We start from the raw sequence: 24,832 nt of genomic DNA on the forward strand, positions 1-24,832 counted from the left end.
CGGTCGTTTCGGGGGGACGACGGCGGGCATGGCACCCCCGGACAGCGCCGTCGGACAGGAGGAACCCGTGAGCGACCCGCAGGGCAGCGACCGGATCCAGCAGGGTGTCCCGACCGCGTCGGGCACCGGCGACAACAGCAGCACGGGCACCGGCTCGAGCTTCGACGACGTCCCGCTCACCGCCGACGAGGCGATCGAGCGCGACGCCGCCAGCGACGACGACCTGCCGGCCCGTGCCGACTCCGACGTCGCCCGGGCGCGCACCGGCGGCCCGTCGGGCGAGGTGTCCGGCCCCACGCCCCGGTCCGGAGGAGGGAACGACTGATGAGCGAGCCCGACCACACGGGGTACCGCGAGTCCCCCGACACCTCCGACGGGCCGACCGACGCGAACATGGTCGACGGGGTCCCCGGCGAGGACCGCGCGGACGCCGGGGAGAGCGACGTCACCCTCACCACCGACGACGACGCCCAGCGCGACGACTCCGTCGTCCGCGGCGGCAACCAGGCCGGTTGACGCGCGGGTTCAGATCCAGCCGTGGCGGCGGGCGACCTCGACGGCGGCGTGCCGGTTGGCCGCGCCGAGCTTGCCCGCGGCGGCGGACAGGTGGTTGCGCACCGTCCCCGGTGACAGGTGCGCGCGGGCGGCGATCTCCTCGACCGGGGCGCCGCCGGCCGCCAGCTCCAGGACGTCGGCCTCCCGCGGGGTCAGCGGGCTGTCCCCGGCGCTGATCGCCTCCGCGGCCAGCTCGGGGTCCACGTAACGGCCGCCGCGGGCCACGGTGCGGACGACGTCGGTGAGCACCGGTGCCGACACGGTCTTGGGCAGGAAGCCGCGCACCCCGGCCGCCAGCGCGCGCTTGAGGTGCCCGGCCCGGCCGTGGCCGGTCACGATGACCACCGCGCAGCCCGGCAGCAGGCCGCGCAGCCGCCCGGCGACGGTGATGCCGTCGAGATCGGGCATCTGCAGGTCGAGGACGGCGACGTCGGGCGCGTGTGCCCGGGCCATGGCCAGCGCCTCGTCCCCGGAGGCGGCCTGTGCGACGACCTCGAGGTCGTCCTCCAGCGCGAGCAGCGCGGCCAGGGCGGAGCGGATGAGGTTCTCGTCGTCGGCCAGCAGCACGCGGATCACACCCGCACCCCCACCGGGACGGTCGCCGTCAGCACGAAGCGGCCGCCCTCGCGGCGGGCCGACAGCCGTCCCCCGGGCGCGGCCAGCCGCTCGGCCAGCCCGGTGAGCCCGGCGCCGCGGTCCCCGTCGCCGGTCACGCCGTCGTTCACCACCCGCAGCTGCGCGACGCCGTCCGACGTCGACAGCGCGATCGTGCAGGTGGTCGCACGGCTGTGCCGCAGCACGTTGGTCACCGCCTCCCGCACCACCCAGCCCAGGGCCGTCTGCACCGGCGCGGGCAGGACGACCGCGCCGTCCTCCCCGCTGACGGTCACCTCGACGCCGGCGGCCCGCAGCACCGACCGGGCGCCGGCCAGCTCGCCGGGCAGGTCGCTGCCGCGGTAGCCGCGGACGACGTCGCGCACCTCGCGCAGCGACTCCTCGGCCACCCGGCTGATGTCGGTCAGCTCCTCCACCGCGCCCTCCCGGCCGCGGCGCACCAGCTCCGCGGCGAGCTGGCTCTTCACCGCGATCGCCGAGAGGTTGCGGCCCATGACGTCGTGCAGGTCGCGGGCGAAGCGCAGCCGCTCCTCGGCGACGGCGAGCTGGGCCTGCACGCCGCGGGTGCGCTCCATCTCGACGACGACGTCGAGCACCCACACGGAGAACCGGAAGGCCAGCACCAGCCCGGTGACGGCGGCCGTGAAGACGGCGGCGAGGACCAGCGCCGTGGCCCACGGCTCGCCGGCGAGCAGCAGCACCCCACCGACCAGCAGGCCGACGCCGGCCGAGGCGCGGGTCAGCACGCGCGTCGTCCAGACCGGGGAGGCGGCGGTCAGCAGCATGGCCAGCGGGAGGGCGACCAGCCAGCCCGTGCCGGTGTCCCCGGGCCGGGTCAGCCCCTCGGCGACGCCGGTGCCCGCGGTGACCGCGGCGGCGCCCAGCGCGGCGGCCAGGGGACCGGTCTGCAGGGAGCGCCGGGTCCAGCGGGTGGCCAGCCCGGCGCGGGCCAGCACGACGCCGGTGACGGCCACGGAGACCGAGCCGGCCAGGTACAGCCAGTCGGCGGGCGTGGTCCCGACGCCCTCGGCGCCCAGGACCATCAGCGCGAGCGCGGGGGTCAGCGCCAGCCAGCCGTAGAAGGACCACCGCGTGTAGAGGTCCAGGCGCTGGGGGTCGGTGCGGCTGCTCCACCACCGCGCGACGGTCGGCACGGCCCTCATGCTGCCGTACCGACCGCCGCCCGCCGGGGGATCCGGCGCGCCCGTCCTCAGCGCCTGGGCGCCCAGCGGAACCACCGCAGGCTCGCCGCGCCGGCGAGGACCACCCAGGCGGCCGCGACGGCGAGCGGGACCAGCGCCGCCCACCACAGCTCGGCGCCGGCCACCGCCTCGCCCTGCCACGTGCGGCCGGTCAGGCCCAGCTGCACCAGCTCCACGACCGGCGTCAGCGGCAGCAGCCGGGCTCCCGTGGCCAGCGCCTCCGGCAGCGCGACCAGCGGGAAGAACACCCCGGAGAGCGCCGTCGCCCCGAGCACGACCGGCAGGGTGGTGACCTGCGCGGACTCCGGCGTCCGGGTCCAGACGCTGCTCAGCGTGGCGAGCACGACCATGAGCACCGCGCCGAGCAGCACGGCCAGCACCGGCAGCACGGGGTCGACGGGCGCGCGCCACTCGCCGAGGACGACGACGCCGACCGCCACCACGGCGATCTGGACGGCCGTGACCAGCAGCGTCGGGACGGCGGTGGCGGCGAGCACCTCGCCGTCGGTGAGCTCGCCGGTGCGCATCCGCTGCAGCACGAGGGCCTCGCGCCGGGCGACGTAGGTGACGACCAGGTTGTAGTAGGTGAGGAAGACCAGCGTGAACGCGGTCGCGGAGACCAGCAGGGTCTGCCCCAGCGGGGCGTCGCCGGACCCGAACAGCGGGACCAGCGCCACCAGCAGCAGCGGCGAGAGCACCGAGTTGACCACGGCGGTGCGGTTGCGCAGCAGCAGCCGGGTCTCGGCGCCGGCGAGGGCACCGATGCGGCGGAGGCGGGACGGGCCACCGGGGACGGCGGTGGCGGTGCGGACGGCGGTGGCGGTCATCGGGGGCTCCTGTCGGGAGGGGGGTCAGCCGAGGTCGGCGCCGTCGGCGACGGCGAGGAAGGCCTGCTCGAGCGAGGCGGCGCGGGCCTGCAGGCCGTGCAGCTGCACCCCGGTGCGGGCGGCCCAGGCGAGCAGCTCGGCGAGCACGGGCTGCAGGTCGCGGGTGTGCCACTCGACGCGGGGGCCGGGCGCGGCGACCTCGACGGTCGCGGGCACCGGCGGCTGCGGGGTGCCCGGGTCGAGGCGGAAGGAGATGGTGGCCGGCTGGGTCTCGGCGATCTCCTCGCGGGTGCCGGCGACCACCACCGTGCCGGCGCGCATGATCGCGATCCGGTCGGCCAGCTGCTCGGCCTCCTCGAGGTGGTGCGTGGTGAGCACGACCGCGGCACCGTCGTCCACCAGGCCGCGGACCAGCCGCCACACGGCGCGGCGGCTCTCCGGGTCCAGGCCGGTGGTGGGCTCGTCGAGGACCAGCACCCGCGGGCGGCCGAGCAGCGCCAGCGCGAGGTCGAGCCGGCGGCGCTCGCCGCCGGAGAGGCTGCGCACCCGGACGTCGGCGCGGCCGGTGAGGTCCACCTGCGCCAGCGCGTCGGCGACCGGGCGGGGCGCAGTGAGGGTGCCCGCCCAGGTGCGCACGGTCTCGGCGACGGTCAGGTCGCCGGGCAGGCCGCTGGCCTGCAGCAGCACGCCCAGGTGCGGGCGGACGGCGGCCCGCTCGCGGCGCGGGTCGGCGCCGAGGACGCGCACCGAGCCGCCGGAGGCCGGCGCCAGCCCCTCGAGCACCTCCAGGGCCGAGGTCTTGCCGGCCCCGTTGACGCCGAGCAGCGCGAGGACCTCGCCGGGGCGGACCTCGAAGGAGATGCCCCGCACGGCCTCGAACGAGCCGTACCGGCGGCGCAGGTCGGTGACCTCGACGACGGGCGCGGCGACGGGTGCCGGGACCGGCGCGAGGGTGGGTGTCGGGTGCACGGCGGGGCCTCCTCGGGGTGCCCGCCGGCCGGGGGTCGGCCGCTGTCGTCCGGGCACGTCCCCACGCTCCCGCCGCCCCCGGCCGGGCACAGGTGCCGTCCCTCACGACCTGGAGCCGCACGCACACGGGCCCCCCATGACGGGTGTCATGGGGGGCCCGTGCGGCGCCGCGGCTCAGACCCCGGCGGTCGTCCGCCGCCCGCGGCCTCGACGGCGTCGTCGGCGCCGAGGTCGCGAACGCGGGTCCCGCCGCAGGAGAGCGCCGCCACCAGCGTGACGACGGCGCACACCGCGACGTACACGGCCACCCGGCCCGGTGTCGGGTCGGGGTCCGACGCCAGGCCGGGCCGCGCACCGCCCCCATGTGTCCCGGGACAGTTCTGGCCGACGGACCATGTGTGCCCGGCCCATGTCCTGGGCCCGTCGCGGCGCGGGGGCCCGCCGTCCGGTCCATGTGCGGGAGCACCACCGTCCGGTGCACGGGTGTGTGGAGAGCACCCGTGGGAGTGACCGGCGCCACGGTCTACCGTGCCGCCATGGGCGCGGAGGACCTCGAGGGTCGGCGGGCGATGGTGACCGGTGGCGGCTCCGGCATCGGGCGGGCGGTGGCCGCGCGGCTGGCGGAGGCCGGCGCCGCGGTGGTCGTCGTCGACCGCGACGCCGCGGCCGCCGAGGAGGTGGCCGCCACGGTGGGGGGCACGGCCGTGACGGCGGACCTCTCCGACCTCGCCGCCGTCGACGCGCTCGACCTCGACGTCGACGTCCTGGTCAACAACGCCGGCTTCCAGCACGTCGCGCCGGTGCACGAGTTCCCGGTCGAGGTCTTCTCGACCATCCAGCGGCTCATGGTGGAGGCGCCGTTCCGGCTGGTCCGCGGGGCGCTGCCGCACATGTACCGGCGCGGCTGGGGGCGGGTCGTCAACCTCACCTCGGTGCACGGCCACCGCGCCTCGCCCTACAAGTCGGCGTACGTGACCGCCAAGCACGCGCTCGAGGGGCTGTCGAAGGTGGTCGCGCTCGAGGGGGCGCCCCACGGCGTCACCTCCAACTGCGTGGCGCCGGCCTACGTGCGCACGCCGCTGGTCGAGGGGCAGATCGCCGACCAGGCGCGCACGCACGGCATCTCCGAGGACGAGGTGGTCGAGCAGGTCATGCTCGCCCCCGCGGCGCTCAAGCGGCTCATCGAGCCGGCCGAGGTGGCCGAGGCCGTCGCCTGGCTGTGCTCGCCGGCCGCCACCTCGGTCACCGGCACCTCGCTGCGCATGGACGGTGGGTGGACCGCCCACTGATGACCGGGCCAGGCAGGGTGCCGGCCGTGGCCCGGATCGGGGCACCGACCGCCGACGGCGCCGGCCGGTCCCCCCGCGCCACCTCCGCGGCCGCGGAGTACCTGCGGCTGGTGCTCGACGACGCCGCGGCGATCGAGTTCGAGGGGCCGCTGGTGCGCGCCCGGGCTGCGGGCGCCGACGCCGGGACGCTCGCCGAGCTGGAGGGCGTGCGGCTGCTCGCGCTGCAGGTGCGCGCCGCGTTCGCCGCCCGCCGCCGCCGGGAGTCCGAGCTCTCGGCGCTGTTCGACACGGCCAGCGACCTGGCCACGCTGCGTGGCGTCGACTCGGTGCTCACCGCGATCGTCCGGCGCGCGCGGCAGCTGCTGGGCACCGACGTCTCCTACCTGACGCTCAACGACGACGCCCGCGGCAACACCTACATGCGGGTGACCGACGGCTCCGTCTCGGCGCGGTTCCAGGCGCTGCGGCTGCCGATGGGCGCGGGCCTCGGCGGGCTGGTGGCGCAGACGGCGGCGCCGTACGCGACGGCGAGCTACTTCACCGACCCGCGGTTCCACCACACCGACGAGATCGACGACGGCGTCCGCGAGGAGGGCCTGGTCGCCATCCTCGGCGTCCCGCTGATCCGCGGGTCGCAGGTCATCGGGGTGCTCTACGCCGCCGACCGCACCGAGCGGGCCTTCGACCGCTCCGAGGTGGCGCTGCTGGGCTCGCTGGCCGCGCACGCCGCGATCGCCATCGACAACGCCCGGCTGCTGGAGGAGACCCGCACCGCGCTCGAGGAGCTGTCCGCGGCCACCCGCGAGCTCCGCGCGCACACCGAGTCGGTGGAGCGGGCCGCGGGCGCGCACGACCGGTTCATCGGCGTCGTCCTGCGCGGCGGTGGGGTGGAGGGTGTCGCGGCCGCCGTGACCGAGGCCCTCGGCGGCCGGATCACGGTGCTCGACGAGGAGGGCCGCCCGACCGCCGGGGACGACGGGGCGGCCGCGCTGCCGCCCGACCCCGCCGGCGCGCTGGCGCTGGCCCGTTCGACCGGCCGCACGGTCCGCGACGGCGAGTGGTGGACCGCCGCGGTCACCGTGGGCAGCGACCTCCTCGGCGGGCTGGTGCTCCGGCAGGCCGCCGACCTCTCCGACGCCGACCAGCGGATCCTCGAGCGCGCCGCGCTCGTGACCGCGCTGCTGCTGCTCATCCGGCGCACCGCCAGCGAGGCGGAGGGCCGGGTGCGCGGCGAGCTCGTCGACGAGCTGCTGACCGTGCCGCTGCGGGACCCCGACGGGCTGCGCGAGCGCGCCCGCCGCCTGGGCGCCGACCTCGACCGGCCGCTGGCGGTGGTCGCCGTCCGGGTGGACGAGCGCTGCCGGGGGCGGGCGCTGGCCGCCGCGACCCACCTGGCCGCCACCCGCGGGGGTCTGGCCGGGACGCAGGACGGCCGCGTCGTGCTGTGCCTGCCCGACCTCGCCGCCGCGGACGCCGCCGCGCTGGTGCGCCGGGAGGTGGCCGCGGCGGTCGGCCGGCCGGTGACCGCGGGCGGCGCCGGGCCGGTGCACGGCCCCGCCGCGGTGGCCGGCGCCTGCGCAGAGGCGGGGCGCTGCGCGTCGACGCTGGAGGCGCTGGGGCGGGCCGGTGAGTCGGCCAGCGCCGACGAGCTCGGCTTCGTGGGGCTGCTCGTGGGCGAGGGCCGCGACGTGCCGGGTTTCGTCGCCGCGACCCTGGCGCCGGTGCTCGACTACGACGCGCGCCGCGGCACCGACCTGGTGGCCACGCTGCGCGCCTGGTTCGACACCGGCGGCTCCCCCGCGCGGGCCGCCGAGGTGCTCACCGTGCACGTCAACACCGTCACCCAGCGGCTGGACCGGGTGGGCCGGCTGCTCGGCCGCGACTGGTCGGCGCCCGACCGCGCGCTGGAGCTGCAGCTGGCGCTGCGGCTGCACCGGCTGACGACCGCCGGGGGCGGCTGACCGTCAGCCCAGGAACCCCGGCGGGACGGTCGAGTCCCAGGTCTGCCGGCGCCTCCCGCAGCGCCGGCAGACCTGGTGGTCGGGGCCGCGCAGCCGCTCGTCCTCGGGGTGGCGCTGCACCCAGGCGTGCGCTCCCAGGAGGCACAGCAGGGGCTTCGGGGTGGTCCGCGTCTCGCCGGCCATGGCGATCGCCTCCCTCGTCGGAGGCGACCAGGGTGGCACCGCGGCGTGTCCCGCGGGTGGGTCCGAGGTCCCTCCGGCCGCACCTACCCTGGTCCGGTGACCGCCGTCCTGCCCCGCCTGTCCGCGGCGGAGTGGACGGCGCGGGCCGCGGCGCACGACGCGCGGGTGCAGCGGTGGACCGCACCGCACCGGGAGCGCCGGCGCCGCGGCGAGAGCCACCCGGTGCTCGACTTCCTGTTCACCTACTACTCCGAGACGCCGGGCCGGCTGCGCCGCTGGCACCCGGGGCCCGGTGTCGCGCTGGCGCCGTCCGCCGACGGGCCGGCGCCGCACGCGGCCTGGCGGTGGTACGCGACCGGCGACGACGGGACGGTGCGCCTCGACGTCGCCGCCCTCCTGGCCGACCGCGGGCCGACCGTGCGCTTCGTGCGGGACCTGCTCGCCGCCACCGCGGCGCGGCCGGCGCACACCGGCTGCTTCGGGCTGCACGAGTGGGCGATGGTCTACCGCGCCGACGAGCGCCGGCACGCCGTCCCGCTGCGGCTGGGACGGGCGGGCACCGACGCCGTCGTGGAGTCCGCCACCGTCCGGTGCAGCCACCACGACGCGTTCCGCTTCTTCACCCCGGAGGCCGTCGGGCTCAACCGGCTGCGGCCCACGCGGGACACGCAGGTCGCGACGGAGCAGCCGGGGTGCCTGCACGCGACGATGGACCTCTACAAGTGGGCGTACAAGCTCTCCCCCGCCGTCCCCGGCGAGCTGGTGGCCGACTGCTTCGCGCTCGCCGTCGAGGTGCGCGAGCTCGACATGCGGGCCTCGCCCTACGACCTCGCCGACCGCGGCTACGCACCGGTGCGGATCGAGACGCCGGAGGGCCGCGCGGAGTACGCGGCCGCCCAGCGCGCGTTCGCCGGCCGCGCCGCCCCGCTGCGGCAGCGCCTGGTCGACGTCTGCGACGAGCTGCTCGGCTCCTGACCTCCCCGCGGTCGCCGGGGCCGGCCGCAGCGACGCCGTACGGTCGGGAGGTGACCTCCGCACGCTCCGACCGCTGGCTGCGGCTCGACGGCACCACGAACACCCGGGACCTCGGCGGCCTGCCCACCACCGACGGCGGGACGACGGCGTTCGGCCGGGTGCTGCGCAGCGACAACCTGCAGACGCTCAGCGACGACGACGTCCGCCGGCTGGTCGGCGAGCTGCGGCTGCGCGACGTGGTCGACCTGCGCACCACCGCCGAGGTGCTGCTCGAGGGCCGCGGCCCGCTGCGGTCGGTCGAGGAGGTCACCCACCGGCACTTCACGCTGCTGCCCGAGCGGGGCCACCACACCGACGTGTTCGCCGTCGAGGAGGACGAGCTGCCCGACCTGCCGGCCGACTGGGTGGAGACGGTGCTGCCGCGGCAGACCACCGAGGCCGACGAGGTCGAGCCGCCGGCGGTGCGCGCCTACCTCGGGTACCTGCACCACCGGCCGGAGAACGTGGTCGCGGCGCTGCGCGCGCTGGCCGACGGCGACGGGGACGGCGCCGCGGTCGTGCACTGCGCGGCGGGCAAGGACCGCACGGGGGTGGTCGTCATGTTCGCGCTCGCGGTCGCCGGCGTGCCGGACGAGGAGATCGTGGCCGACTACGCGATGACCGCCGAGGTCATCGACGACCTGGTGGCCAAGCTGCGCGAGTCGCCGACCTACGCCGAGGACATGTCCCGGCGCGACGTGGCCAGCCACACGCCGCGGGGGGAGACGATGCGGCGCGTGCTCGAGCTGCTGCGCGAGCGGCACGGCGGCCCGCTGGGCTGGCTGGACGCGCACGGCTTCGGCGCCCGCGAGCAGGCCGCGCTGCGCGCCCGGCTGCGCTGAGCGCCCGGATGCGGTGGACTCCGCGCCGGGTCAGCTCGCCGGGCGCGGGGAGGGCGTCGGCGGGCGGTCGCGGTGCTTGTGCCGGTACATCGCGGCGTCGGCGTCGCGCAGCAGCTGCTCGGCGACGGCCGCGACGTCGCTCACCCGGCCGCTGTGCACCGCCACACCGGTGCTGGTGCCGACGTCGACGGGGGTGCCGTCGAGCCGGAAGGGATCGCCGAAGGCCTCGGCCACCCGGGCGACCACGCTGCCGGCGTCGGCGGGGGTGCCCAGCCGCGGCAGGAGCACGGCGAACTCGTCGCCGCTGAGCCGGCCGACCGTGTCGCCGGGACGGACCGCGGCGCGCAGCCGGGCCGAGACCTGGCGCAGCAGCTCGTCACCGGCTGCGTGGCCGAGCGTGTCGTTGACCGCCTTGAAGCGGTCCAGGTCGCAGAACAGGACGCCGACGGCGCCGCCGTCCGGCACCGCGGCCAGGGCTGCGGCCAGGCGCTCGCGGAACAGCACCCGGTTGGGCAGCCCGGTCAGCGCGTCGTGGGTCGCCTGGTGGCGGACGGTCTCGAGCAGCCGGGCCTTCTGCAGGGCGGTCGAGGCCTGGTCGCCGACACCGCGCAGCCGCGCCAACACGTCGCGGTCGGGGCCGTCCCCGAGCTCACCCGCCGTCCAGCTGGCGGTGACGACGCCGAGGAAGGTGGTACCGGCCAGCAGCGGCACGGCGACGGCGCTGTGCAGGTCGAGGGAGCCCAGCAGCGTCCGGAGCGGGCCGCTGCTCCGGTCGGTGTCGAGGACCCGCGGCTCGCGGTCCGACAGCATCCCGAACAGCTCGGGCACGTCCTCGGCGCGCAGCGTGGTGGTGCGCAGGACGATCTCGGCCTCGGGGCGCAGCCCCACGCAGGCGGTGGTCCGCAGGGCCGCGCTCGCCGGCTCCCAGAGCATGACGCCGGAGCTGCCGCAGCCGACGATCCGGGGCAGCGCGTCGGCGACCACGGCGCAGACCTCGTCGGCGTCGGCGGCCAGGGCCAGCCGGTGCGCCAGGTCGAGCAGCGCGCCGGCCCGCCGGGCCTCCGAGCGGCTGTCCTCGAGCGCCAGGACCAGGTCCAGGGCCGCGGCGGCGTGGCCGGCGTAGGCGGCGAGCATGGCCCGTTCGTCGCCGAGGCCGCCGTCGCCGGGGCGGTGCAGTGCGGCCAGCCGGCCGTGGGTGCGCCGGGCGGAGGCGACGTCCACGGTCACCGCGCCCGGGCCGAGGTCCTCACCGGCGAGCAGCCGCGCGGTGAGGCCGGGGACCTCCGCGGCGGGCAGGCCGGCGCTGTGCACCAGCGGGGCGCCCCCGCCGGGTGCGGAGACGGCCAGCAGGTAGGCGGGCGCGAGGACGGCGGCCGCGGCGCGCTCCACGATGCGGGCGAGGACCGTCTCGAGGTCACCGCCGTCGACCAGGTCGGTGGCCGCCGACTGCAGGCTGCGGACCTGCTCGCGCAGCGCCGTCAGCTCGGGGTCGGCCGACACCGAGCGCCGCCGGCCCCACGGCCGGCGGGACCGCCGGTCCCAGGAGAGGTGGTAGACGCACGCCTCGTACCCGGAGGACTCGCACTCCTCGTGCACGACGCGCGCCGGGGCCAGGCCGAAGATCGTGGGGATCATCGTGATCAGGCCGCGGGCGTAGTCGCAGTCGAGGCGCGAGTGCGCGTAGCCGTCGTGCAGCTCGTAGCGCAGCGTCGCCGAGGTGGGCCCGACCTCCTGGACGGTCATCGTCGAGGTGGTGCTGAAGTTGGCGACCGCCTTGGGCAGCCGCTGGAAGACCTGGCGCGGGGAACCCATCGCGCGCACGAGCACCACCAGGGCCGGCGCCATCCCGGTGCGGAGCGACTCCGCGCCCATGCGGAACATGACGTTCGGGTCGCCGAGCAGCTCGGTGGCGGCGGTGAACAGCCGGATCCGGGTCTCGTAGCTGGTCCAGGTCGAGGGCTGGGTGAGCTCCTCGGCGGTGTGGGGGACCTGCGCCCGGCGCAGCACCTCCTGCACCGCGTCCTCGCCGAGCTCCTGGCGGACGAAGGCGAGGACCAGCCCCGTGGTCGCGCCGGACGTCTCCCGTGCCTCGGCGGGGGCTCCCGCGGGCTCGGGTCTGCCGGGTCCGGGTCGTGCCCCCGGACGTCCTCCACTCATGCCCGCTCCATCGGCACCGCCCGGTCTCGGGTTGAGCCACCCGACCCCAAGGGGGGCACCCGGTGCGACGATCAGGTGACCTGGTCGTCGCGCGTCCTCCCCGACGGTGGGCGGTGAGGGAGGACGGGCTGCGGTGCGCGAGGACGCCGGCGGCACCGGCCCCGGACAGGGCTCGGCCCCGGACCGCGAGCGCGGGCCGGGGCCGTGAGACGGGCCGTGAGGCCGGCCTCCCCGTACGTCGGGGAGCGGCCCCGCTGCAGGGTCCCGCACCGGGCGCCGGCGAGGTGCGGGGGCAGCGAGGTCCTTCGTCAGACGCGCGGCGTCCAGGCGCTGTTGGCCATGGTGAGCAGCTCGTCGCGCATCGCCGGGCTGCTGCTGCGGGCGAGGGCCCGGTCGAGGGCGCGCCGCGTCCGAGCCGCCTGCCGCCGCTGCCGCCAGGTGGTCCCGCTGTTCATGTCCGTCGTCTCCTCTGCGGTACTTCCGGTGGGTGCACCAGTAGTAAAGCAGGCAGATCCGCGGATATTCCGACGATGCTGAGGTCGTGTAGGTCACTTCCCGACGATCGTTCACCCTGAGGGGTGAGACCGGCCCCGCGGCCGGCCCCCATCTCAGCCCCGGACGAGGACGGCGCGCGCGGCGGCCCGGCCGGCGCGCGGGTCGTCGGCGGCGAGCGCGGCCGCCGCGGCCTCCTGGCAGGCGGGCAGGTCCACCGTGGCCAGCCGGGCGCCGACGCCGGCGACGGCCGGGGCGGCGCAGGACAGCGAGGTGACCCCGAGGCCGACGAGGACGCAGGCCAGCAGCGGGTCGGCAGCCGCCTCGCCGCAGACCCCCACCGGCTTGCCCACCCGGCGCCCGGCGGCCGCGGCGGTCTCGACCAGCGCCAGCAGCGCCGGCTGCCACGGGTCGGTGAGGTCGGCGAGGTCGGCCGAGAGCCGGTCGGCGGCCAGCGCGTACTGCGAGAGGTCGTTGGTGCCGATCGACAGGAAGTCGACGTGCTGCAGGACGCGGTCGGCGAGCAGCGCCACCGAGGGCACCTCGACCATGACGCCGGGCACCAGGCCCCGGGCGCGCACCCGGGCGGCGAAGTCGGCGGCCTCCCCCACCGTGGCGACCATCGGTGCCATCACCCACGGCGAGGCGCCGGTGCGCCGCGCGGCCTCGGCCACCGCGTCGAGCTGGCGGTCGAGCAGACCCGGGTCGCGCCGGGCCACCCGCAGGCCGCGGACGCCCAGGGCGGGGTTGGCCTCCTCGGGCGGCGTGGCGAACTCCAGCGGCTTGTCCGAGCCGGCGTCGAGGGTCCGCAGGACGACGCGGCGGCCGGCCGCGGCCTCGAACACGGCCGCGTAGCCGCGGGCCTGCTCCTCCACCGTCGGCTCGGCGGCGCGGCCGAGGAAGGCGAGCTCGGTGCGGAAGAGCCCGACGCCCTCGGCGTGCGCGGCGACGGCCAGGCGGGTGCCCTCGCCGTCCTGGACGTTGGCGAGCACCGGCACCGGCACGCCGTCGCGCGTGGTGGCCGGACCGGTGTAGCCGGCCAGCGCCGCGGCGGCCCGGCGCGCGGCCTCCAGCTGTCCGGCGGCCGCCTCCGGGTCCGGGTCGACCGTGACGGTGCCCTCGTCGGCGTCGAGCAGCACGGTGGCGCCGGCGGGCACCGCGTCGAGGCCCTCGACCGCGACGACGAGGGGCAGGTTCAGCTGGCGGGCGATGATCGCGGTGTGGCTGGTCGTGCCACCCAGCCGGGTGGCCAGGCCGACGATCCGCGCCGGGTCGAGGCCGGCGGTGTCGGCGGGGGCCAGGTCGTCGGCCAGCAGCACCGAGGGCTCCTCGGGCGCGGGCACCCCCGGCTCGCCCTGGCCGGTCAGCTCGGCGACGACCCGGTCCCGGACGTCCCGGACGTCGGTGACCCGCTCGGCCATGACCCCGCCCAGGGAGGTGAAGACGTCGACGAACTGCTGCGCGGCCTGGACGGTGGCCACCGTGGCGGGCAGGCCGGCGGCGATCCGCTGCTCGACCGCGCCGAGCAGGCCGCGGTCGCGCGCCAGCCCCGCGGTGGCGGAGAGCACCTCGGCGGTCATCCCGGTCGCGGCCGCGGCGCGCTCGGCGAGCCGGCCGGCCACGGTCTCGGCGGCGGCGACGAAGCGCGCCTCCTCCTCGGCGCGCGCGGATTCCGGCAGCTCCTCGTACGTCTCGGCGGGCAGCTGGACCGCGCCCGCGGGACGCACCACCGGGCCGAGGACGACACCGGGGACGACGGGGGTCCCGGTGAGGACGCCGGACGCGGGGCGGTCCGTGCTCGGAGCGCTCTGGGTGGTGGAGGACATGCGCACCTTCTCGGGGTCGGAGGAGCCGTGCAGGGCGGGGACGCCGTCGTCCGTCGGTGACCAGACTCACCAATCGGTGTTGACTTGTCAACGGAAGCAACGTAGAACAACACCAAGACAGACCCGAACCCACACGTTCGGACACCGTTCCGGAACGTCCGCGACTCCTCGCGGCGGCCGGACGACGAGGTGAGGAGGTGGGCCGGTGTACGCGGAGGAGCGCCAACAGGCGATCGCCACGCTGGTCACCGAGCAGGGCCGGATCGCGGTGACCGCCGTGGCCGAGCAGTTCGGGGTGACCACCGAGACGGTGCGCCGCGACCTCGCCGTCCTCGAGCGGACCGGGGTGCTGCGCCGGGTGCACGGCGGCGCGGTCCCGGCCGGGGCGCTCACCCTGGTCGAGACGGCGCTGGCCGAGCGCAACGCCACCCGCGCGGAGGCCAAGCGCAAGATCGCCGCCGCGGCGGCCGACCTGCTGCCCGCGCCCGGCGGCAGCCTGCTGCTCGACGGCGGCAGCACCACCGCGGCGCTGGCCGAGGTGCTCCCCGCCGACCGGAACCTCTTCGTCGCCACCAACTCGGTGCCGATCTCCGCGCGGCTGGCCACCTCCCCGGGCCTGACGCTGCACGTGCTCGGCGGCCGGGTCCGCGGGCTGACCCAGTGCGCCGTCGGCGAGACGCCGGTGCGGGCGCTGGCCGAGCTGCGCGTCGACGTCGCCTTCCTCGGCGCCAACGGCATCACCCCCGGGCACGGGCTGACCACCCCCGACGAGGCCGAGGCCTCGGTCAAGCGGGCGATGGTGCGCGCCGGGCAGCGGGTGGTGGTCCTCGCCGACGGCAGCAAGCTCGGCCGCGAGCACCTCGTCCGCTTCGCCGCTCTCGACGACGTCGACGTCGTGGTGACCGACAGCGGCGCGGACCCGGCGGTCGTCGCCCGGCTCGAGGACGCCGGCGTCGAGGTCGTGGTCGCGTGAGCGGCGGCCGCGTCGTCACGCTGACGGCCAACCCCAGCCTCGACCGCACCCTGGTCCTCCCCGGCCCGCTGGCCCGGGGCGGGGTCGTGCGGCTGGGCACCAGCTCCACCGAGCCCGGCGGCAAGGGCGTCAACGTCGCCCGCGTGCTGGCCGCGGCCGGCGCCGACGTCACCGCCGTCGTCCCCGCCGAGGACGCCGACCCGCTGGTCACCGCGCTGCGGGTCCTCCGCCTGCCGCTGGTCACCGTGGGCACCGGCGCCCCGGTGCGCACCAACTACACGCTCACCGAGCCCGACGGCACCACCACCAAGCTCAACGAGCCCGGCACCGCCCTCGACGCGGGCACCCGGGCCGCGCTCACCACGGCGCTGGCCGCGGCCGCCGAGGGCGCGGCGTGGGTGGTCCTGTCCGGCTCGCTGCCTCCGGGCACCCCGACCGACTGGTACGCCGACCTGGTCCGGGCCGTGCGCGGCACCGGCGCGCGGGTCGCCGTCGACACCTCCGAGGCGCCGCTGCTGGCCCTGCTCGCGGCCGGCGCCGATGCCGCCCCCGACCTGGTCAAGCCCAACGCCGAGGAGCTGGCGCAGGTGGCCGGCACCACCGAGGCCGCGCTGCTCGCCGACCCCGCCGCCCTGTCGGCCGCGGTGCGGGCCCTGCACGACGGCGGCATCGCCGAGGTGCTGCTGACCCTCGGCGCCGACGGCGCCACGCTGTCGACCGCCGGCGGCGAGGTCTGGTCGGCCCGGCCGCCGCGGATCACCGTCCGCAGCACGGTCGGTGCCGGCGACTCCAGCCTGGCCGGCCACGTGCTCGCCGACCTCGCCGGGGCCCCCGCCGCCGAGCGCCTCCGCCGCGCGGTCGCCACCGGAGCGGCGGCCGCCGCGCTGCCCGGCTCCGCGCTCCCCACGCCCGACCAGGTCGACCTGGCCGGCGTCTCCGTACAGCCCGGCCTGCCCGGGTCCGTCCCACCCGCAGCACCCGCAGCACCGCCCGCACAGCAGCCCGTCCCGGCCGCCGGCCGGGACGTCCCCTGACGCCCCGGAAGGTCCGTCATGTCCGCACTCATCACCCCCGAGCTGGTCGTCCTCGACACCGACCTCGGCTCCGACAAGGCCACGGTGGTCCGCCGGCTGGCCGGCCTGGTGGCCGACGCCGGCCGGGCGACGGGCGCCGAGGCGCTCGCCGGGGACGCGCTGGCCCGCGAGGCCCAGGCGGCCACCGGTCTGCCCGGCGGGATCGCCATCCCGCACTGCCGCTCGGCGGCCGTGACGCAGGCGTCCCTGGCCTTCACCCGGCTCAGCCCGGGCGTCGACTTCGGTGCCGCCGACGGCCCGGCCGACCTGGTCTTCCTCATCGCCGCCCCCGCGGCCGGCGACGCCGACCACCTCACGCTGCTGTCCGCGCTGGCCCGCGCCCTGGTGCGGCCGGACTTCGTCGCCGCGCTGCGGGCCGCCGCCACGCCGGCCGACGTCGTGGCCCTCGTCGAGGAGGTCGTCTCCCCGCAGCCGGCGACCGGCGCCAGCGCGGCCACCTCGGTCCCGGCACCGGCCACCTCGCCGGCCGCCGCGGCCCCGGCGTCCACCGGGCAGACCGCCGCCCGCCGCCGGCTGGTCGCCGTCAGCGCCTGCCCGACCGGCATCGCGCACACCTACATGGCCGCCGACAAGCTCACCGCGGCCGCCCAGGACGCCGGCGTCGACCTCGTCGTCGAGACGCAGGGCTCGTCGGGCGCCACGCCGCTGGACCCGGCGGTCATCCGCGACGCCGACGCGGTGATCTTCGCCGTCGACGTGGGCGTCCGGGACCGGGACCGGTTCGCCGGGAAGCCGGTGATCCAGTCGGGAACCAAGCGGGCCATCAACGAGCCCGACGTCATGATCCGCGAGGCGCTGGCCGCCGCCGACGACCCGAACGCCCGCCGCGTGCCGGGCTCCGGCACGGCCGGCGAGCCCGCCGCCGCCTCCTCCGCGGGCCGCCCGGGCACCGCCACGGAGATCCGCCGCTGGCTGCTCACCGGCGTCAGCTACATGATCCCGTTCGTCGCGGCCGGCGGTCTGCTCATCGCGCTGGGCTTCCTCTTCGGCGGGTACCAGATCGTCAACCCCAACCCCGACGTCGAGGGCCAGAGCTACGCGCTGAGCTGGGTGCTCAGCAACTCGTTCTTCGACCTGCCCACCGCCGCGCCCACCGAGGGGCTCAACGACGGCTTCCTCGGCTACCTCGGCGCGGTCTGCACCGTGCTGGGCCAGGCCGCGTTCGGGTTCCTCGTGCCGGCCCTGGCCGGGTACATCGCCTACGCGATCGCCGACCGCCCGGGCATCGTCCCCGGCTTCGTCGTCGGCGCCGTCTCGGTGAGCGTGGGCGCCGGCTTCATCGGCGGCCTGGTCGGCGGCATCATCGCCGGCTTCGCGGCCCGGTGGATCGCCTCCTGGAAGCTGCCCACCGGCGTCCGCGGGCTGCAGCCGGTCGTGATCATCCCGCTGCTGGCCACGCTCATCTCCAGCGGCATCATGGCCGTCCTGCTCGGCCGCCCGCTGGCCGCCGCGCTCACCGGCCTGGGCAACTGGCTCAACGGCCTGACCGGCACCTCCGCGGTGCTGCTCGGCATCATCCTCGGCCTGATGATGTGCTTCGACCTCGGCGGCCCGGTGAACAAGGCGGCCTACGTCTTCGCCACCACCGGCCTGGCCGCCGGCAGCGGCGCCCCGCTGGTCATCATGGCGACCGTCATGGCCGCAGGCATGGTGCCGCCGCTGGCGATGGCGCTGAGCACGCTGGTCCGCCCGAAGCTCTACACCCCGGCCGAGCGCGACAACGGCAAGGCGGCCTGGCTGCTGGGCCTGTCGTTCATCTCCGAGGGCGCCATCCCGTTCGCCGCGGCCGACCCGCTGCGGGTCATCCCCTCGATGATGCTCGGCGGTGCCACCACCGGCGCGATCGTGGCGGCCAGCGGCGTCGAGCTGCGGGCCCCGCACGGCGGCATCTTCGTGTTCTTCGCGATGAGCGGCGTGCTGATGTTCCTGGTCGCCCTCGTGGTCGGCACCGTGGTCGGCGCCCTGGCGGTCACCATCGCCAAGAGCATCGGCCGCACCAAGGCAGACGCCGTCCCGGAGGACGCCGTCGACCTGGCCCACGCCCACGCCGCCGCCCCGGCCTCCACGGTCAGCGCGCCCGCGCGGGCCTGACCGGGCAGGCTGGACCCAGCACCCCTGACCCCACCCCAGAAGCGAGGACGAGGAATGCCCAGCCAGACCGTCACCGTCGGCTCCCGGGTCGGCCTGCACGCCCGCCCGGCCGCGCTCATCGCCGAGGCGGTGGGCAAGGCCGGTGTCCCGGTCACCCTGGCCACTCCCGGCGGTGCGCCGGTCGACGCCGGGTCGCCGCTGATGATCATGACCCTCGGCGCCCAGAAGGGCACCGAGGTGACCGTCACCAGCGACGACCAGTCCGTCGTCGACCAGATCGCCGGCCTGGTCGCGCAGGACCTGGACGCCGAGTAGCACCCGCACCGCACGACGACGGCGCCCGTCCCCTCGGCCGAGGGGGCGGGCGCCGTCGTCGTGTGCGGAGCTCAGCTCAGGGCTGGTCGGGGCGGGAGACGTCGCCGCGCCAGGCGCCGGTCTCGGTGCCGCGGCTCTCGATGAACTCCTTGAACCGCTTGGCGTCGGCCTTGACCTGCCGGTCGTCGAAGCCGAGCGCGGCGCCGGCCTTCTCCACGATGCCGGTGGGCTCCCAGTCGATCTGGATCATCACGCGGGTCCTGGCGTCGTCGAGGCGGTGGAAGGTGACCACACCGGCGTGCTTGGCATCGCCGCTGGTGCTGGTCCAGGCCACCCGCTCCTCGGGGTGCTGCTCGGTGATCTCGGCGTCGAACTCACGCTTGACGCCGTCGATGTTGGTGATCCAGTGGGTGCGCGTGTCGTCGAGCTGGGTGATCCGCTCGACACCGCCCATGAACTGGGGGAAGGACTCGAACTGCGTCCACTGGTCGTAGGCGACCCGGATGGGGACGTCGACGTCGACGGACTCCTGCACGCTGGCCACGGTGCACGCTCCTCTGGCTCGGGATGTCGTTGCGGTCCCGTTCGCCCTACCCCTGCCGTCGCGCGAGGACACGTGGGATCCGCGCAGGCCGGCGCACCGTCCGCACCGCCACGGACGGCCCCGCCCCGGCACACTCCCGGCTGTCGGAGGACCTCGCGGCCGCACGGCGGGAGCGGAGGACGGATGGCCGGGGAGCGCACGGCGACGGTGGTCGGCGGGGGGATCGCCGGCCTGGCGGCCGCGGCCGCGCTCGTCCGGGCCGGCTGGCAGGTGACCGTGCTGGAGCGGGCCCCGGAGTCCGGCGAGGTCGGCGCGGGTCTCGCGGTCACCCGCAACGGCATGGCCGCGCTGGACGCCCTGGGCGTCGGCGACCGGGTCCGCGGCCTCGGACACGAGACGTTCGGTGCGGGCACCCAGGACCGGAACGGCCGCTGGCTGCTCCGGCTGCCCGACCCGCGGGGCGACCCGGGGTCGGCGAACCGCGCCTGGGGGGGTGCACCGGCTGCACCGGGCGCAGCTGTTCCCGGGCGCGCGGCTGCGGTACGGCGGGGGGACCAGCTGGCGCGCGGTGGTCGAGCTGCCCGGGAGGACGGACGACGGGTTCGTGGCGCTCTGGGGTCCGCGCGCCGAGTTCGGCACGGTGCCGATCAGCGACACGGAGCTCCACTGGTACGGCTACGTCCCCTCCCCCGCCGGGGTGCGCTCCGACGACGAGCTGGCCGCGACCGTCGCGCACTTCTCCGGCTGGTCCCCGCACGTGCGCGCCGTGCTGGCGGCCACGGGACCGGACCGGCTCCTGCGGCACGACGTCCACCACCTGCCCGGGGGGCTGCCCAGGTACGTCCACGGGCGGACGGCGCTGATCGGGGACGCCGCCCACGCCGTGCTGCCGACGATGGGCCAGGGCGCCGACACCTCGCTGGAGGACGGTGTCTGCGTGGGTCGCCTGGTCGCCGCGCCGGTCTCCGCCGGCGCCCCGCTCGCCGGCGCACTGGCCGCCTTCGACCGGGCCCGCCGGCCGCGGTGCCGGCGCATCGCCCGCCGGTCGCTGCAGACGGCGCGTCTCGGCGCCCACCTGGGCGGCGGGTGGCCGCAGACGGCGCGCAACGCCGTCCTGCGCCACGTGCCGGCCGGGCCCCTGGCCGAGGCCGGCACCGGGGTGCTGCGCTGGACCCCGCCGGCGACCACGGCGCCCTGACCACGTCCTGGCACGGACCGGTCGTTCCGACGCCGTGATCGCCGGGGGACTCAGAAGGCCAGCGCCGTCCCGGGGTCGGACAGCAGCGCGCCCACGTCGGCGAGGAACCGGGAGCCCAGCTCGCCGTCGACGATGCGGTGGTCGAAGGACAGGGCCAACTGGGTGACCTGCCGCGGCCGGACCCTGCCCTTGTGCACCCACGGCATCTCGCGCACCGCGCCGAAGGCCAGGATCGCCGACTCGCCGGGGTTGAGGATCGGCGTCCCGGTGTCGACGCCGAAGACCCCGACGTTGGTGATGGTGATCGTGCCGCCGCTCATGTCGCCCGGCGCCGTCCGCCCGGCCCGGGCCGTCTCGGTCAGCTCGGTCAGCGCGGTCGCGAGCTCGGGCAGCGAGAGCCGGCCCGCGTCCTTGACGTTCGGGACGACCAGCCCGCGCGGGGTGGCGGCGGCGATGCCCAGGTTGACCTGCCCGTGGACGACGATCTCCTGCGCCGCCTCGTCCCACGAGCTGTTGACCATCGGGTGCCGGCGCGCGGCCAGCAGCAGCGCCTTGGCCACGAACAGCAGCGGGCTGACCTTGACCCCGGCGAACTCCGGGCGGGCGGCGATCCGCTGCCGGAGCTTCATCATCCGGGTGACGTCGACGGTCAGGAACTCCGTGACGTGCGGCGCGGTGAAGGCGCTGGCGACCATGGCCGCCGCCGTCGCCCTGCGGACGCCCTTGATGGGGATCCGCTGCCCGCCGGGGGCAGCGGCGGGCGCCACGGCGGGTGCCCGGGCGGGGACGGGCTCGGGTGCGGGCCCGGCCGCGGCGGCGGTGACGTCCTCGCGGGTGATGACGCCGCCGGCGCCGCTGCCGGACAGCGCGGCGAGATCGACGCCGAGGTCCTTGGCCAGCTTGCGGACCGGCGGCTTGGCCAGCGGGCGCAGCCGGCCCCGGCCCGGGGCGGCCCCGAGCGCGGTGGCGGCCTCCTCGGCCGCCGCGTGCGCCTCGGCCTGGCGCCCCACCTCCAGACCGCCGTGGCGCACCGGCTTGACGGTCATGTCCGGGGCGGTGGCCAGCAGCGGCGGCCGGTCGTGGCCACCGGAGCCGTAGTCGGCGCCGGGCGTCGCCGCCGGACGCGCGGGCGGCGGGCCCCCGCGGCGGGGACGGCGGCGGGCCTCGGTGGTGCGCGGCCCGTAGCCGACGAGCACCGCCGTCCGGCCACCGGGCGCCGCGCCGCCGATCAGCCCGGCGGCGGGCTCCTCGGACCCGGCGCCGTTCCCCGCGGGCGCCGGGGCGGCCGGGGCGGCCGGCGCGTCGGCGCCGTCGTCGATGGTGATGATCGGCGTGCCGACGTCGACGGTCGTGCCCGCCTCGAACAGCAGCTCGGTCACCGTGCCGGCGTAGGGCGAGGGCAGCTCGACGGCGGCCTTGGCGGTCTCCACCTCGCACAGCGGCTGGTTGACCGTGACCGTGTCCCCGACGGCCACGAGCCACTGCAGGATCTCGCCGTCGGTGAGGCCCTCACCGACGTCGGGCAGCTTGAACTGGCGCAGCGCCATCTCAGAACTCCATCGCACGGTCGACGGCGTCGAGCACCCGGTCGAGGTCGGGGAGGTACTCCTCCTCGAGCTTCGACGGCGGGTAGGGCGTGTCGTAACCGCCCACCCGCAGCACCGGGGCCTCCAGGGAGTGGAAGCACGTCTCGGTCACCCGGGCGGCGATCTCCGCGCCCAGGCCCAGGGTCACCGGCGCCTCGTGGACGACGACGCAGCGCCCGGTGCGCCGCACCGAGTCGAACACCGGGTCGAGGTCGAGCGGGCTGATCGTGCGCAGGTCGACCACCTCCACCGAGCGGCCCTCCTCCGCGGCGGCCTCGGCGGCCTGCAGCGCCGTCTTCACCATCGGGCCGTAGGCGAGCACCGTGACGTCGTCGCCGCCGCGGACCACCCGCGAGGCGAACAGCGGGCCGGGGGTGGCGCCGGTGTCGACCTCGGCCTTCTCCCAGTACCGCCGCTTGGGCTCGAGGAAGACGATCGGGTCGGGGTGGGCGACGGCCTGCTGGATGCCCCAGTAGGCGTCCACCGGGTTGCTGACCGCGACCACCTTCAGGCCCGGCGTGTGCGCGAAGTAGGCCTCGGGGCTCTCGCTGTGGTGCTCGACCGCGCCGATGCCGCCCCCGAAGGGGATGCGGATGACGATCGGCATCGGCAGCTTGCCCCGCGAGCGGGCGTGGATCTTGGCCACCTGGGTGACGATCTGGTTGTAGGCGGGGAAGACGAACCCGTCGAACTGGATCTCGCACACCGGCCGGTAGCCGCGCATGGCCAGGCCGACGGCGGTGCCGAGGATGCCGGCCTCGGCCAGCGGGGTGTCGACGACGCGGTCCTCCCCGAAGTCCTTCTGCAGGCCGTCGGTGATCCGGAAGACCCCGCCGAGCCGGCCGATGTCCTCGCCCATGAGCACGACCTTCGCGTCGTCCTCCATGGCGCGGCGCAGGCCCAGGTTGAGGGCCTTGCCGATGGTCAGCGTCTCGGTCACCGGTGCTCGCTCCCCTCGAAGGAGGCCTGGTAGGCCTCGAACTCCGCCTGCTGCGCGGCCAGGGTCGGCGTCTGCTCGGCGTAGACCTGGTCGAACATCGCCGTGCCCGGCGGGTCGGGCATCTCCACGGTGCCCGTGCGGATCCGCTTCGCCAGCTCGTCGGCCTCGGCCTCGACCGAGTCGAAGAAGGCGGCGTCGGCGACGCCGCTGCGCGACAGGTAGGCCTTGACCCGGGCGATCGGGTCCCGCAGCTTCCACTCCTCCAGCTCGCTGGCCAGCCGGTAGCGGGTGGGGTCGTCGGAGGTCGTGTGGGCGCCCATCCGGTAGGTGAAGGCCTCGACGAAGGTCGGCCCCTGGCCCTCCCGGGCGGCGGCGAGCGCCGCGCGGGTGACGGCCAGGACGGCGAGCACGTCGTTGCCGTCGACGCGGACGCCGGGGAAGCCGAAGCCGGCCGCCCGCTGGTAGAGCGGCACCCGGGTCTGGCGCTCGAGCGGCACGCTGATCGCGTACTGGTTGTTCTGGCAGAAGAAGACGACCGGGGCGGAGAAGCTGGCCGCCCAGATCATCGCCTCGTTGACCTCGCCCTGGCTGGTGGCGCCGTCACCGAGGAAGGCCAGCGTGGCGCTCTCGGCGCCGTCGCGCTGCAGGCCCATGGCGTAGCCGGTGGCGTGCAGGCACTGGGCGCCGATGACGACGGTGTAGAGGTTGAAGGCCGTCGCGACCGGGTCCCAGCCGCCGTTGTCGACGCCGCGGAACAGGCTGATGACGTGCAGCGGGTCGACGCCGCGGGTCCAGGCCACGCCGTGCTCGCGGTACGTGGGGAAGGCGACGTCGCCGTCCTGCAGCGCGCGGCCGGCGCCGATCTGGGCGGCCTCTTGGCCCAGCAGCGAGGCCCAGATGCCCAGCTCGCCCTGGCGCTGCAGCGCGGTCGCCTCGACGTCCCACCGGCGCACGAGCACCAGGTCCCGGTAGAGGTCGCGCAGCTCCTCGGCCGAGACGTCGATCGCGTAGTCGGGGTGCTCGACCCGCTCGCCCTCCGGCGTCAGCAGCTGCACGAGGTCGGGCTGCTCGGGGAGGTGGGGCGCTGCCGCCCCCGGTACGGGGTCGACCACCTCGGTGGTCGCGCTGGACACGCTCACGTGCTCCTCCTCGCCGTCGTCCGCGGGCCGCCGGGGTCACCGGTCGGGCTCGCGGGGTGGGACGTCCTGCGGTGCCGGGGTGTGGCACCACTCACACATCGTGGCACGGCCCGCGTGTGAGCGAGCACACCACCACCCGGTCGAGGTGCGCAAGCCCCCGCGCACGAGTTGAGCAGGATGGGGTCGAGGGGTTGCGCCGGGGTGTCAGACTGACGCCGTGCCCGCGCCTCCGGACCGCCTGGACGCCACCGACGCGCGCCTGCTGCAGGCCCTCGGCGCCGACCCCCGCGCCACCGTGATGGCGCTGTCGCAGCAGCTGGGACTGGCCCGCAACACCGTGCAGGCCCGGCTGGCGCGGCTGGAGGCCGGCGGCGTGCTGGCGCCGTTCGAGTCGCGGGTGCGCCCCGAGGCGCTGGGCTACCGGCTCTCGGCGTACGTGACCGTGCAGGTGGTGCAGCGCGGCCTGGAGGAGGTCGCCGCCGCGCTCGCCGCGCTCCCCGAGGTGCTCGAGGTGACCGCGCTGTCGGGGGCGGCCGACCTGCTGGTGCGGGTCGTCGCCGTCGACGCCGACGACCTGTGGCGGCTGACCGAGCAGGTGCTCGCGCTGCCCGGCGTCCAGCGGACCGACACCGCGCTGGCGCTGCGCCGCTACGTCGACCACCGCATGGGCCCGCTGCTCGAGCGCGCGGCCGGCGGGGACCGGGCCGCCGAGTAGCGCGACCTCCCGGTCAGGACCCGGCCCGGCGCACCCGGACCGGGCCGCGCGCGGTGGCCACGTCGACGACCGCGCCGCGCTGGGTGACCTCGACCGCGCCGGCCGCGGCCAGCCGGCCGGCCGCGGCGCGGGCCTCCGGCATGAGCGCGCGCCAGCCCTCCGGGTCGACCGCGCGGGCCGCCTCCGACGGGCAGATCGTCGCGCCCGGTGCCCGGACGTCGAGCAGCGCGGCGATCGCGCGCTCCAGGGCGGGGCCGGCGTCCTCCACTCCCCCAGAGTGCGCCGTTTCCACTGGTCGCGCGCCC

The 24,832-nt window shown here is 76.9% G+C and carries 25 protein-coding genes and 1 pseudogene; 13 read left to right on the forward strand and 13 right to left on the reverse strand.

Annotated elements, in window-relative coordinates:
- The first annotated feature begins 67 nt into the window (after nt 1–67).
- Nucleotides 68–325, forward strand: a complete 258-nt coding sequence (locus BMZ33_RS22270) for a hypothetical protein (protein ID WP_091116925.1) — start codon at nt 68–70, stop codon at nt 323–325.
- Nucleotides 325–516 carry a hypothetical protein gene (locus BMZ33_RS22275; RefSeq protein ID WP_091116929.1) on the forward strand — a complete coding sequence of 64 codons (192 nt, stop codon included), beginning with the start codon at nt 325–327 and terminating at the stop codon, nt 514–516. The genes BMZ33_RS22270 and BMZ33_RS22275 overlap by 1 nt, the downstream gene beginning before the upstream one ends.
- Before the next feature lie 9 nt (nt 517–525).
- On the opposite strand, the gene BMZ33_RS22280 is transcribed toward BMZ33_RS22275, so the two are convergent.
- From BMZ33_RS22280 to BMZ33_RS22295, 4 genes are read right to left on the reverse strand one after another with little or no spacing between them, the layout of a single operon-like run.
- Nucleotides 526–1,131, reverse strand: a complete 606-nt coding sequence (locus BMZ33_RS22280; RefSeq protein WP_091116931.1) for a response regulator transcription factor — start codon at nt 1,129–1,131, stop codon at nt 526–528.
- Complete coding sequence (locus BMZ33_RS22285) at nt 1,128–2,324, reverse strand: sensor histidine kinase (RefSeq protein ID WP_091116934.1); 1,197 nt, start codon at nt 2,322–2,324, stop codon at nt 1,128–1,130. Before BMZ33_RS22285 ends, BMZ33_RS22280 begins: the two co-directional genes overlap by 4 nt.
- A 56-nt stretch (nt 2,325–2,380) precedes the next feature.
- Nucleotides 2,381–3,199, reverse strand: coding sequence for an ABC transporter permease (locus BMZ33_RS22290; RefSeq protein WP_091116939.1), 819 nt, complete (start codon nt 3,197–3,199; stop codon nt 2,381–2,383).
- A gap of 24 nt (nt 3,200–3,223) precedes the next feature.
- Nucleotides 3,224–4,168, reverse strand: a complete 945-nt coding sequence (locus BMZ33_RS22295; RefSeq protein WP_091116943.1) for an ABC transporter ATP-binding protein — start codon at nt 4,166–4,168, stop codon at nt 3,224–3,226.
- A 536-nt stretch (nt 4,169–4,704) separates the two neighbouring features.
- On the opposite strand from BMZ33_RS22295, the gene BMZ33_RS22300 reads away from it, so the two are divergent.
- Together BMZ33_RS22300 and BMZ33_RS22305 are read left to right on the forward strand one after the other, a co-directional pair.
- The gene (locus BMZ33_RS22300; RefSeq protein WP_091117095.1) at nt 4,705–5,457 is read left to right on the forward strand and encodes a 3-hydroxybutyrate dehydrogenase; all 753 of its coding nucleotides are present in this window, start codon (nt 4,705–4,707) and stop codon (nt 5,455–5,457) included.
- Between the two features lie 26 nt (nt 5,458–5,483).
- The gene (locus BMZ33_RS22305; RefSeq protein WP_169064727.1) at nt 5,484–7,418 is read left to right on the forward strand and encodes a helix-turn-helix domain-containing protein; all 1,935 of its coding nucleotides are present in this window, start codon (nt 5,484–5,486) and stop codon (nt 7,416–7,418) included.
- Nucleotides 7,419–7,421: 3 nt separating this feature from the next.
- Here the strand turns inward: BMZ33_RS22305 and BMZ33_RS22310 are convergent, their stop codons facing one another.
- Nucleotides 7,422–7,601: a hypothetical protein gene (locus BMZ33_RS22310; RefSeq protein WP_091116947.1), complete on the reverse strand. Its 180-nt coding sequence runs from the start codon at nt 7,599–7,601 to the stop codon at nt 7,422–7,424.
- A 96-nt stretch (nt 7,602–7,697) separates the two neighbouring features.
- Here BMZ33_RS22310 and BMZ33_RS22315 point away from each other — a divergent pair, with 96 nt between their 5' ends.
- Together BMZ33_RS22315 and BMZ33_RS22320 are read left to right on the forward strand one after the other, a co-directional pair.
- Nucleotides 7,698–8,576 carry a 3-methyladenine DNA glycosylase gene (locus tag BMZ33_RS22315; RefSeq protein WP_169064728.1) on the forward strand — a complete coding sequence of 293 codons (879 nt, stop codon included), beginning with the start codon at nt 7,698–7,700 and terminating at the stop codon, nt 8,574–8,576.
- Between the two features lie 50 nt (nt 8,577–8,626).
- A complete protein-coding gene (locus tag BMZ33_RS22320; RefSeq protein WP_091116953.1) occupies nt 8,627–9,457 on the forward strand; it encodes a tyrosine-protein phosphatase in 831 nt (276 codons plus the stop codon).
- A gap of 30 nt (nt 9,458–9,487) precedes the next feature.
- On the opposite strand, the gene BMZ33_RS22325 is transcribed toward BMZ33_RS22320, so the two are convergent.
- The 3 genes from BMZ33_RS22325 to BMZ33_RS22330 all read right to left on the reverse strand — a co-directional run bounded on the left by BMZ33_RS22325 (nt 9,488) and on the right by BMZ33_RS22330 (nt 13,932).
- Complete coding sequence (locus BMZ33_RS22325; protein WP_091116957.1) at nt 9,488–11,614, reverse strand: DUF2378 family protein; 2,127 nt, start codon at nt 11,612–11,614, stop codon at nt 9,488–9,490.
- A gap of 308 nt (nt 11,615–11,922) precedes the next feature.
- Complete coding sequence (locus tag BMZ33_RS23615; protein ID WP_169064729.1) at nt 11,923–12,069, reverse strand: hypothetical protein; 147 nt, start codon at nt 12,067–12,069, stop codon at nt 11,923–11,925.
- Nucleotides 12,070–12,222: 153 nt separating this feature from the next.
- Nucleotides 12,223–13,932: a putative PEP-binding protein gene (locus BMZ33_RS22330; RefSeq protein WP_091116960.1), complete on the reverse strand. Its 1,710-nt coding sequence runs from the start codon at nt 13,930–13,932 to the stop codon at nt 12,223–12,225.
- 205 nt (nt 13,933–14,137) lie between these two features.
- Between BMZ33_RS22330 and BMZ33_RS22335 the strand changes: the two genes are divergently transcribed.
- The 4 genes from BMZ33_RS22335 to BMZ33_RS22350 are packed head-to-tail and all read left to right on the forward strand — an operon-like array spanning nt 14,138 to nt 18,405.
- On the forward strand, nt 14,138–14,905 hold the full coding sequence (locus BMZ33_RS22335; RefSeq protein ID WP_091116963.1) for a DeoR/GlpR family DNA-binding transcription regulator: 768 nt from the start codon (nt 14,138–14,140) through the stop codon (nt 14,903–14,905).
- Nucleotides 14,902–15,939 carry a 1-phosphofructokinase family hexose kinase gene (locus BMZ33_RS22340; protein ID WP_091116966.1) on the forward strand — a complete coding sequence of 346 codons (1,038 nt, stop codon included), beginning with the start codon at nt 14,902–14,904 and terminating at the stop codon, nt 15,937–15,939. Before BMZ33_RS22335 ends, BMZ33_RS22340 begins: the two co-directional genes overlap by 4 nt.
- Nucleotides 15,940–15,957: 18 nt before the next feature.
- Complete coding sequence (locus tag BMZ33_RS22345; RefSeq protein WP_091116969.1) at nt 15,958–18,090, forward strand: PTS fructose transporter subunit IIABC; 2,133 nt, start codon at nt 15,958–15,960, stop codon at nt 18,088–18,090.
- Between the two features lie 54 nt (nt 18,091–18,144).
- Nucleotides 18,145–18,405, forward strand: coding sequence for an HPr family phosphocarrier protein (locus BMZ33_RS22350; protein ID WP_091116973.1), 261 nt, complete (start codon nt 18,145–18,147; stop codon nt 18,403–18,405).
- Nucleotides 18,406–18,481: 76 nt separating this feature from the next.
- Here the strand turns inward: BMZ33_RS22350 and BMZ33_RS22355 are convergent, their stop codons facing one another.
- Nucleotides 18,482–18,949 (reverse strand): SRPBCC family protein, encoded by a 468-nt coding sequence (locus tag BMZ33_RS22355; RefSeq protein WP_091116977.1) that lies wholly within the window; start codon nt 18,947–18,949, stop codon nt 18,482–18,484.
- A 183-nt stretch (nt 18,950–19,132) separates the two neighbouring features.
- On the opposite strand from BMZ33_RS22355, the pseudogene BMZ33_RS24325 reads away from it, so the two are divergent.
- Nucleotides 19,133–19,345 (forward strand): annotated as a pseudogene (locus BMZ33_RS24325) (FAD-dependent oxidoreductase); the annotation flags it as partial.
- A 97-nt stretch (nt 19,346–19,442) separates the two neighbouring features.
- Nucleotides 19,443–20,147 carry an FAD-dependent monooxygenase gene (locus BMZ33_RS22360; protein ID WP_169064730.1) on the forward strand — a complete coding sequence of 235 codons (705 nt, stop codon included), beginning with the start codon at nt 19,443–19,445 and terminating at the stop codon, nt 20,145–20,147.
- Between the two features lie 50 nt (nt 20,148–20,197).
- Here BMZ33_RS22360 and BMZ33_RS22365 read toward each other — a convergent pair whose 3' ends face one another.
- Genes BMZ33_RS22365 through pdhA form a run of 3 tightly spaced genes read right to left on the reverse strand, consistent with a single transcriptional unit; the run spans nt 20,198 to nt 23,812 of the window.
- Nucleotides 20,198–21,694 carry a dihydrolipoamide acetyltransferase family protein gene (locus BMZ33_RS22365; RefSeq protein WP_091116980.1) on the reverse strand — a complete coding sequence of 499 codons (1,497 nt, stop codon included), beginning with the start codon at nt 21,692–21,694 and terminating at the stop codon, nt 20,198–20,200.
- Nucleotide 21,695: 1 nt separating this feature from the next.
- A complete protein-coding gene (locus tag BMZ33_RS22370; RefSeq protein ID WP_091116983.1) occupies nt 21,696–22,673 on the reverse strand; it encodes an alpha-ketoacid dehydrogenase subunit beta in 978 nt (325 codons plus the stop codon).
- Entirely contained in the window at nt 22,670–23,812 is a 1,143-nt protein-coding gene (gene pdhA, locus BMZ33_RS22375) for a pyruvate dehydrogenase (acetyl-transferring) E1 component subunit alpha (RefSeq protein WP_091116987.1), read from the reverse strand. Before pdhA ends, BMZ33_RS22370 begins: the two co-directional genes overlap by 4 nt.
- 217 nt (nt 23,813–24,029) lie before the next feature.
- Here pdhA and BMZ33_RS22380 point away from each other — a divergent pair, with 217 nt between their 5' ends.
- Nucleotides 24,030–24,527, forward strand: coding sequence for an Lrp/AsnC family transcriptional regulator (locus BMZ33_RS22380; RefSeq protein WP_091116990.1), 498 nt, complete (start codon nt 24,030–24,032; stop codon nt 24,525–24,527).
- Between the two features lie 13 nt (nt 24,528–24,540).
- On the opposite strand, the gene BMZ33_RS22385 is transcribed toward BMZ33_RS22380, so the two are convergent.
- Nucleotides 24,541–24,795, reverse strand: coding sequence for a DUF3253 domain-containing protein (locus BMZ33_RS22385; RefSeq protein ID WP_169064731.1), 255 nt, complete (start codon nt 24,793–24,795; stop codon nt 24,541–24,543).
- Between the last annotated feature and the right edge of the window lie 37 nt (nt 24,796–24,832).

The organism is Geodermatophilus dictyosporus, from assembly GCF_900115505.1.
Classification (GTDB): domain Bacteria; phylum Actinomycetota; class Actinomycetes; order Mycobacteriales; family Geodermatophilaceae; genus Geodermatophilus; species Geodermatophilus dictyosporus.

Bases quoted from the DNA above. Each gene is read 5' to 3' on its own strand.
- BMZ33_RS22275 (WP_091116929.1), top strand. From the start codon at position 325: ATGAGCGAGCCCGACCACACGGGGTACCGCGAGTCCCCCGACACCTCC.
- BMZ33_RS22290 (WP_091116939.1), bottom strand. From the start codon at position 3,199: ATGACCGCCACCGCCGTCCGCACCGCCACCGCCGTCCCCGGTGGCCCG.
- BMZ33_RS22300 (WP_091117095.1), top strand. From the start codon at position 4,705: ATGGGCGCGGAGGACCTCGAGGGTCGGCGGGCGATGGTGACCGGTGGC.
- BMZ33_RS22310 (WP_091116947.1), bottom strand. From the start codon at position 7,601: ATGGCCGGCGAGACGCGGACCACCCCGAAGCCCCTGCTGTGCCTCCTG.
- BMZ33_RS22325 (WP_091116957.1), bottom strand. From the start codon at position 11,614: ATGAGTGGAGGACGTCCGGGGGCACGACCCGGACCCGGCAGACCCGAG.
- BMZ33_RS23615 (WP_169064729.1), bottom strand. From the start codon at position 12,069: ATGAACAGCGGGACCACCTGGCGGCAGCGGCGGCAGGCGGCTCGGACG.
- BMZ33_RS22330 (WP_091116960.1), bottom strand. From the start codon at position 13,932: ATGTCCTCCACCACCCAGAGCGCTCCGAGCACGGACCGCCCCGCGTCC.
- BMZ33_RS22345 (WP_091116969.1), top strand. From the start codon at position 15,958: ATGTCCGCACTCATCACCCCCGAGCTGGTCGTCCTCGACACCGACCTC.
- BMZ33_RS22350 (WP_091116973.1), top strand. From the start codon at position 18,145: ATGCCCAGCCAGACCGTCACCGTCGGCTCCCGGGTCGGCCTGCACGCC.
- BMZ33_RS22365 (WP_091116980.1), bottom strand. From the start codon at position 21,694: ATGGCGCTGCGCCAGTTCAAGCTGCCCGACGTCGGTGAGGGCCTCACC.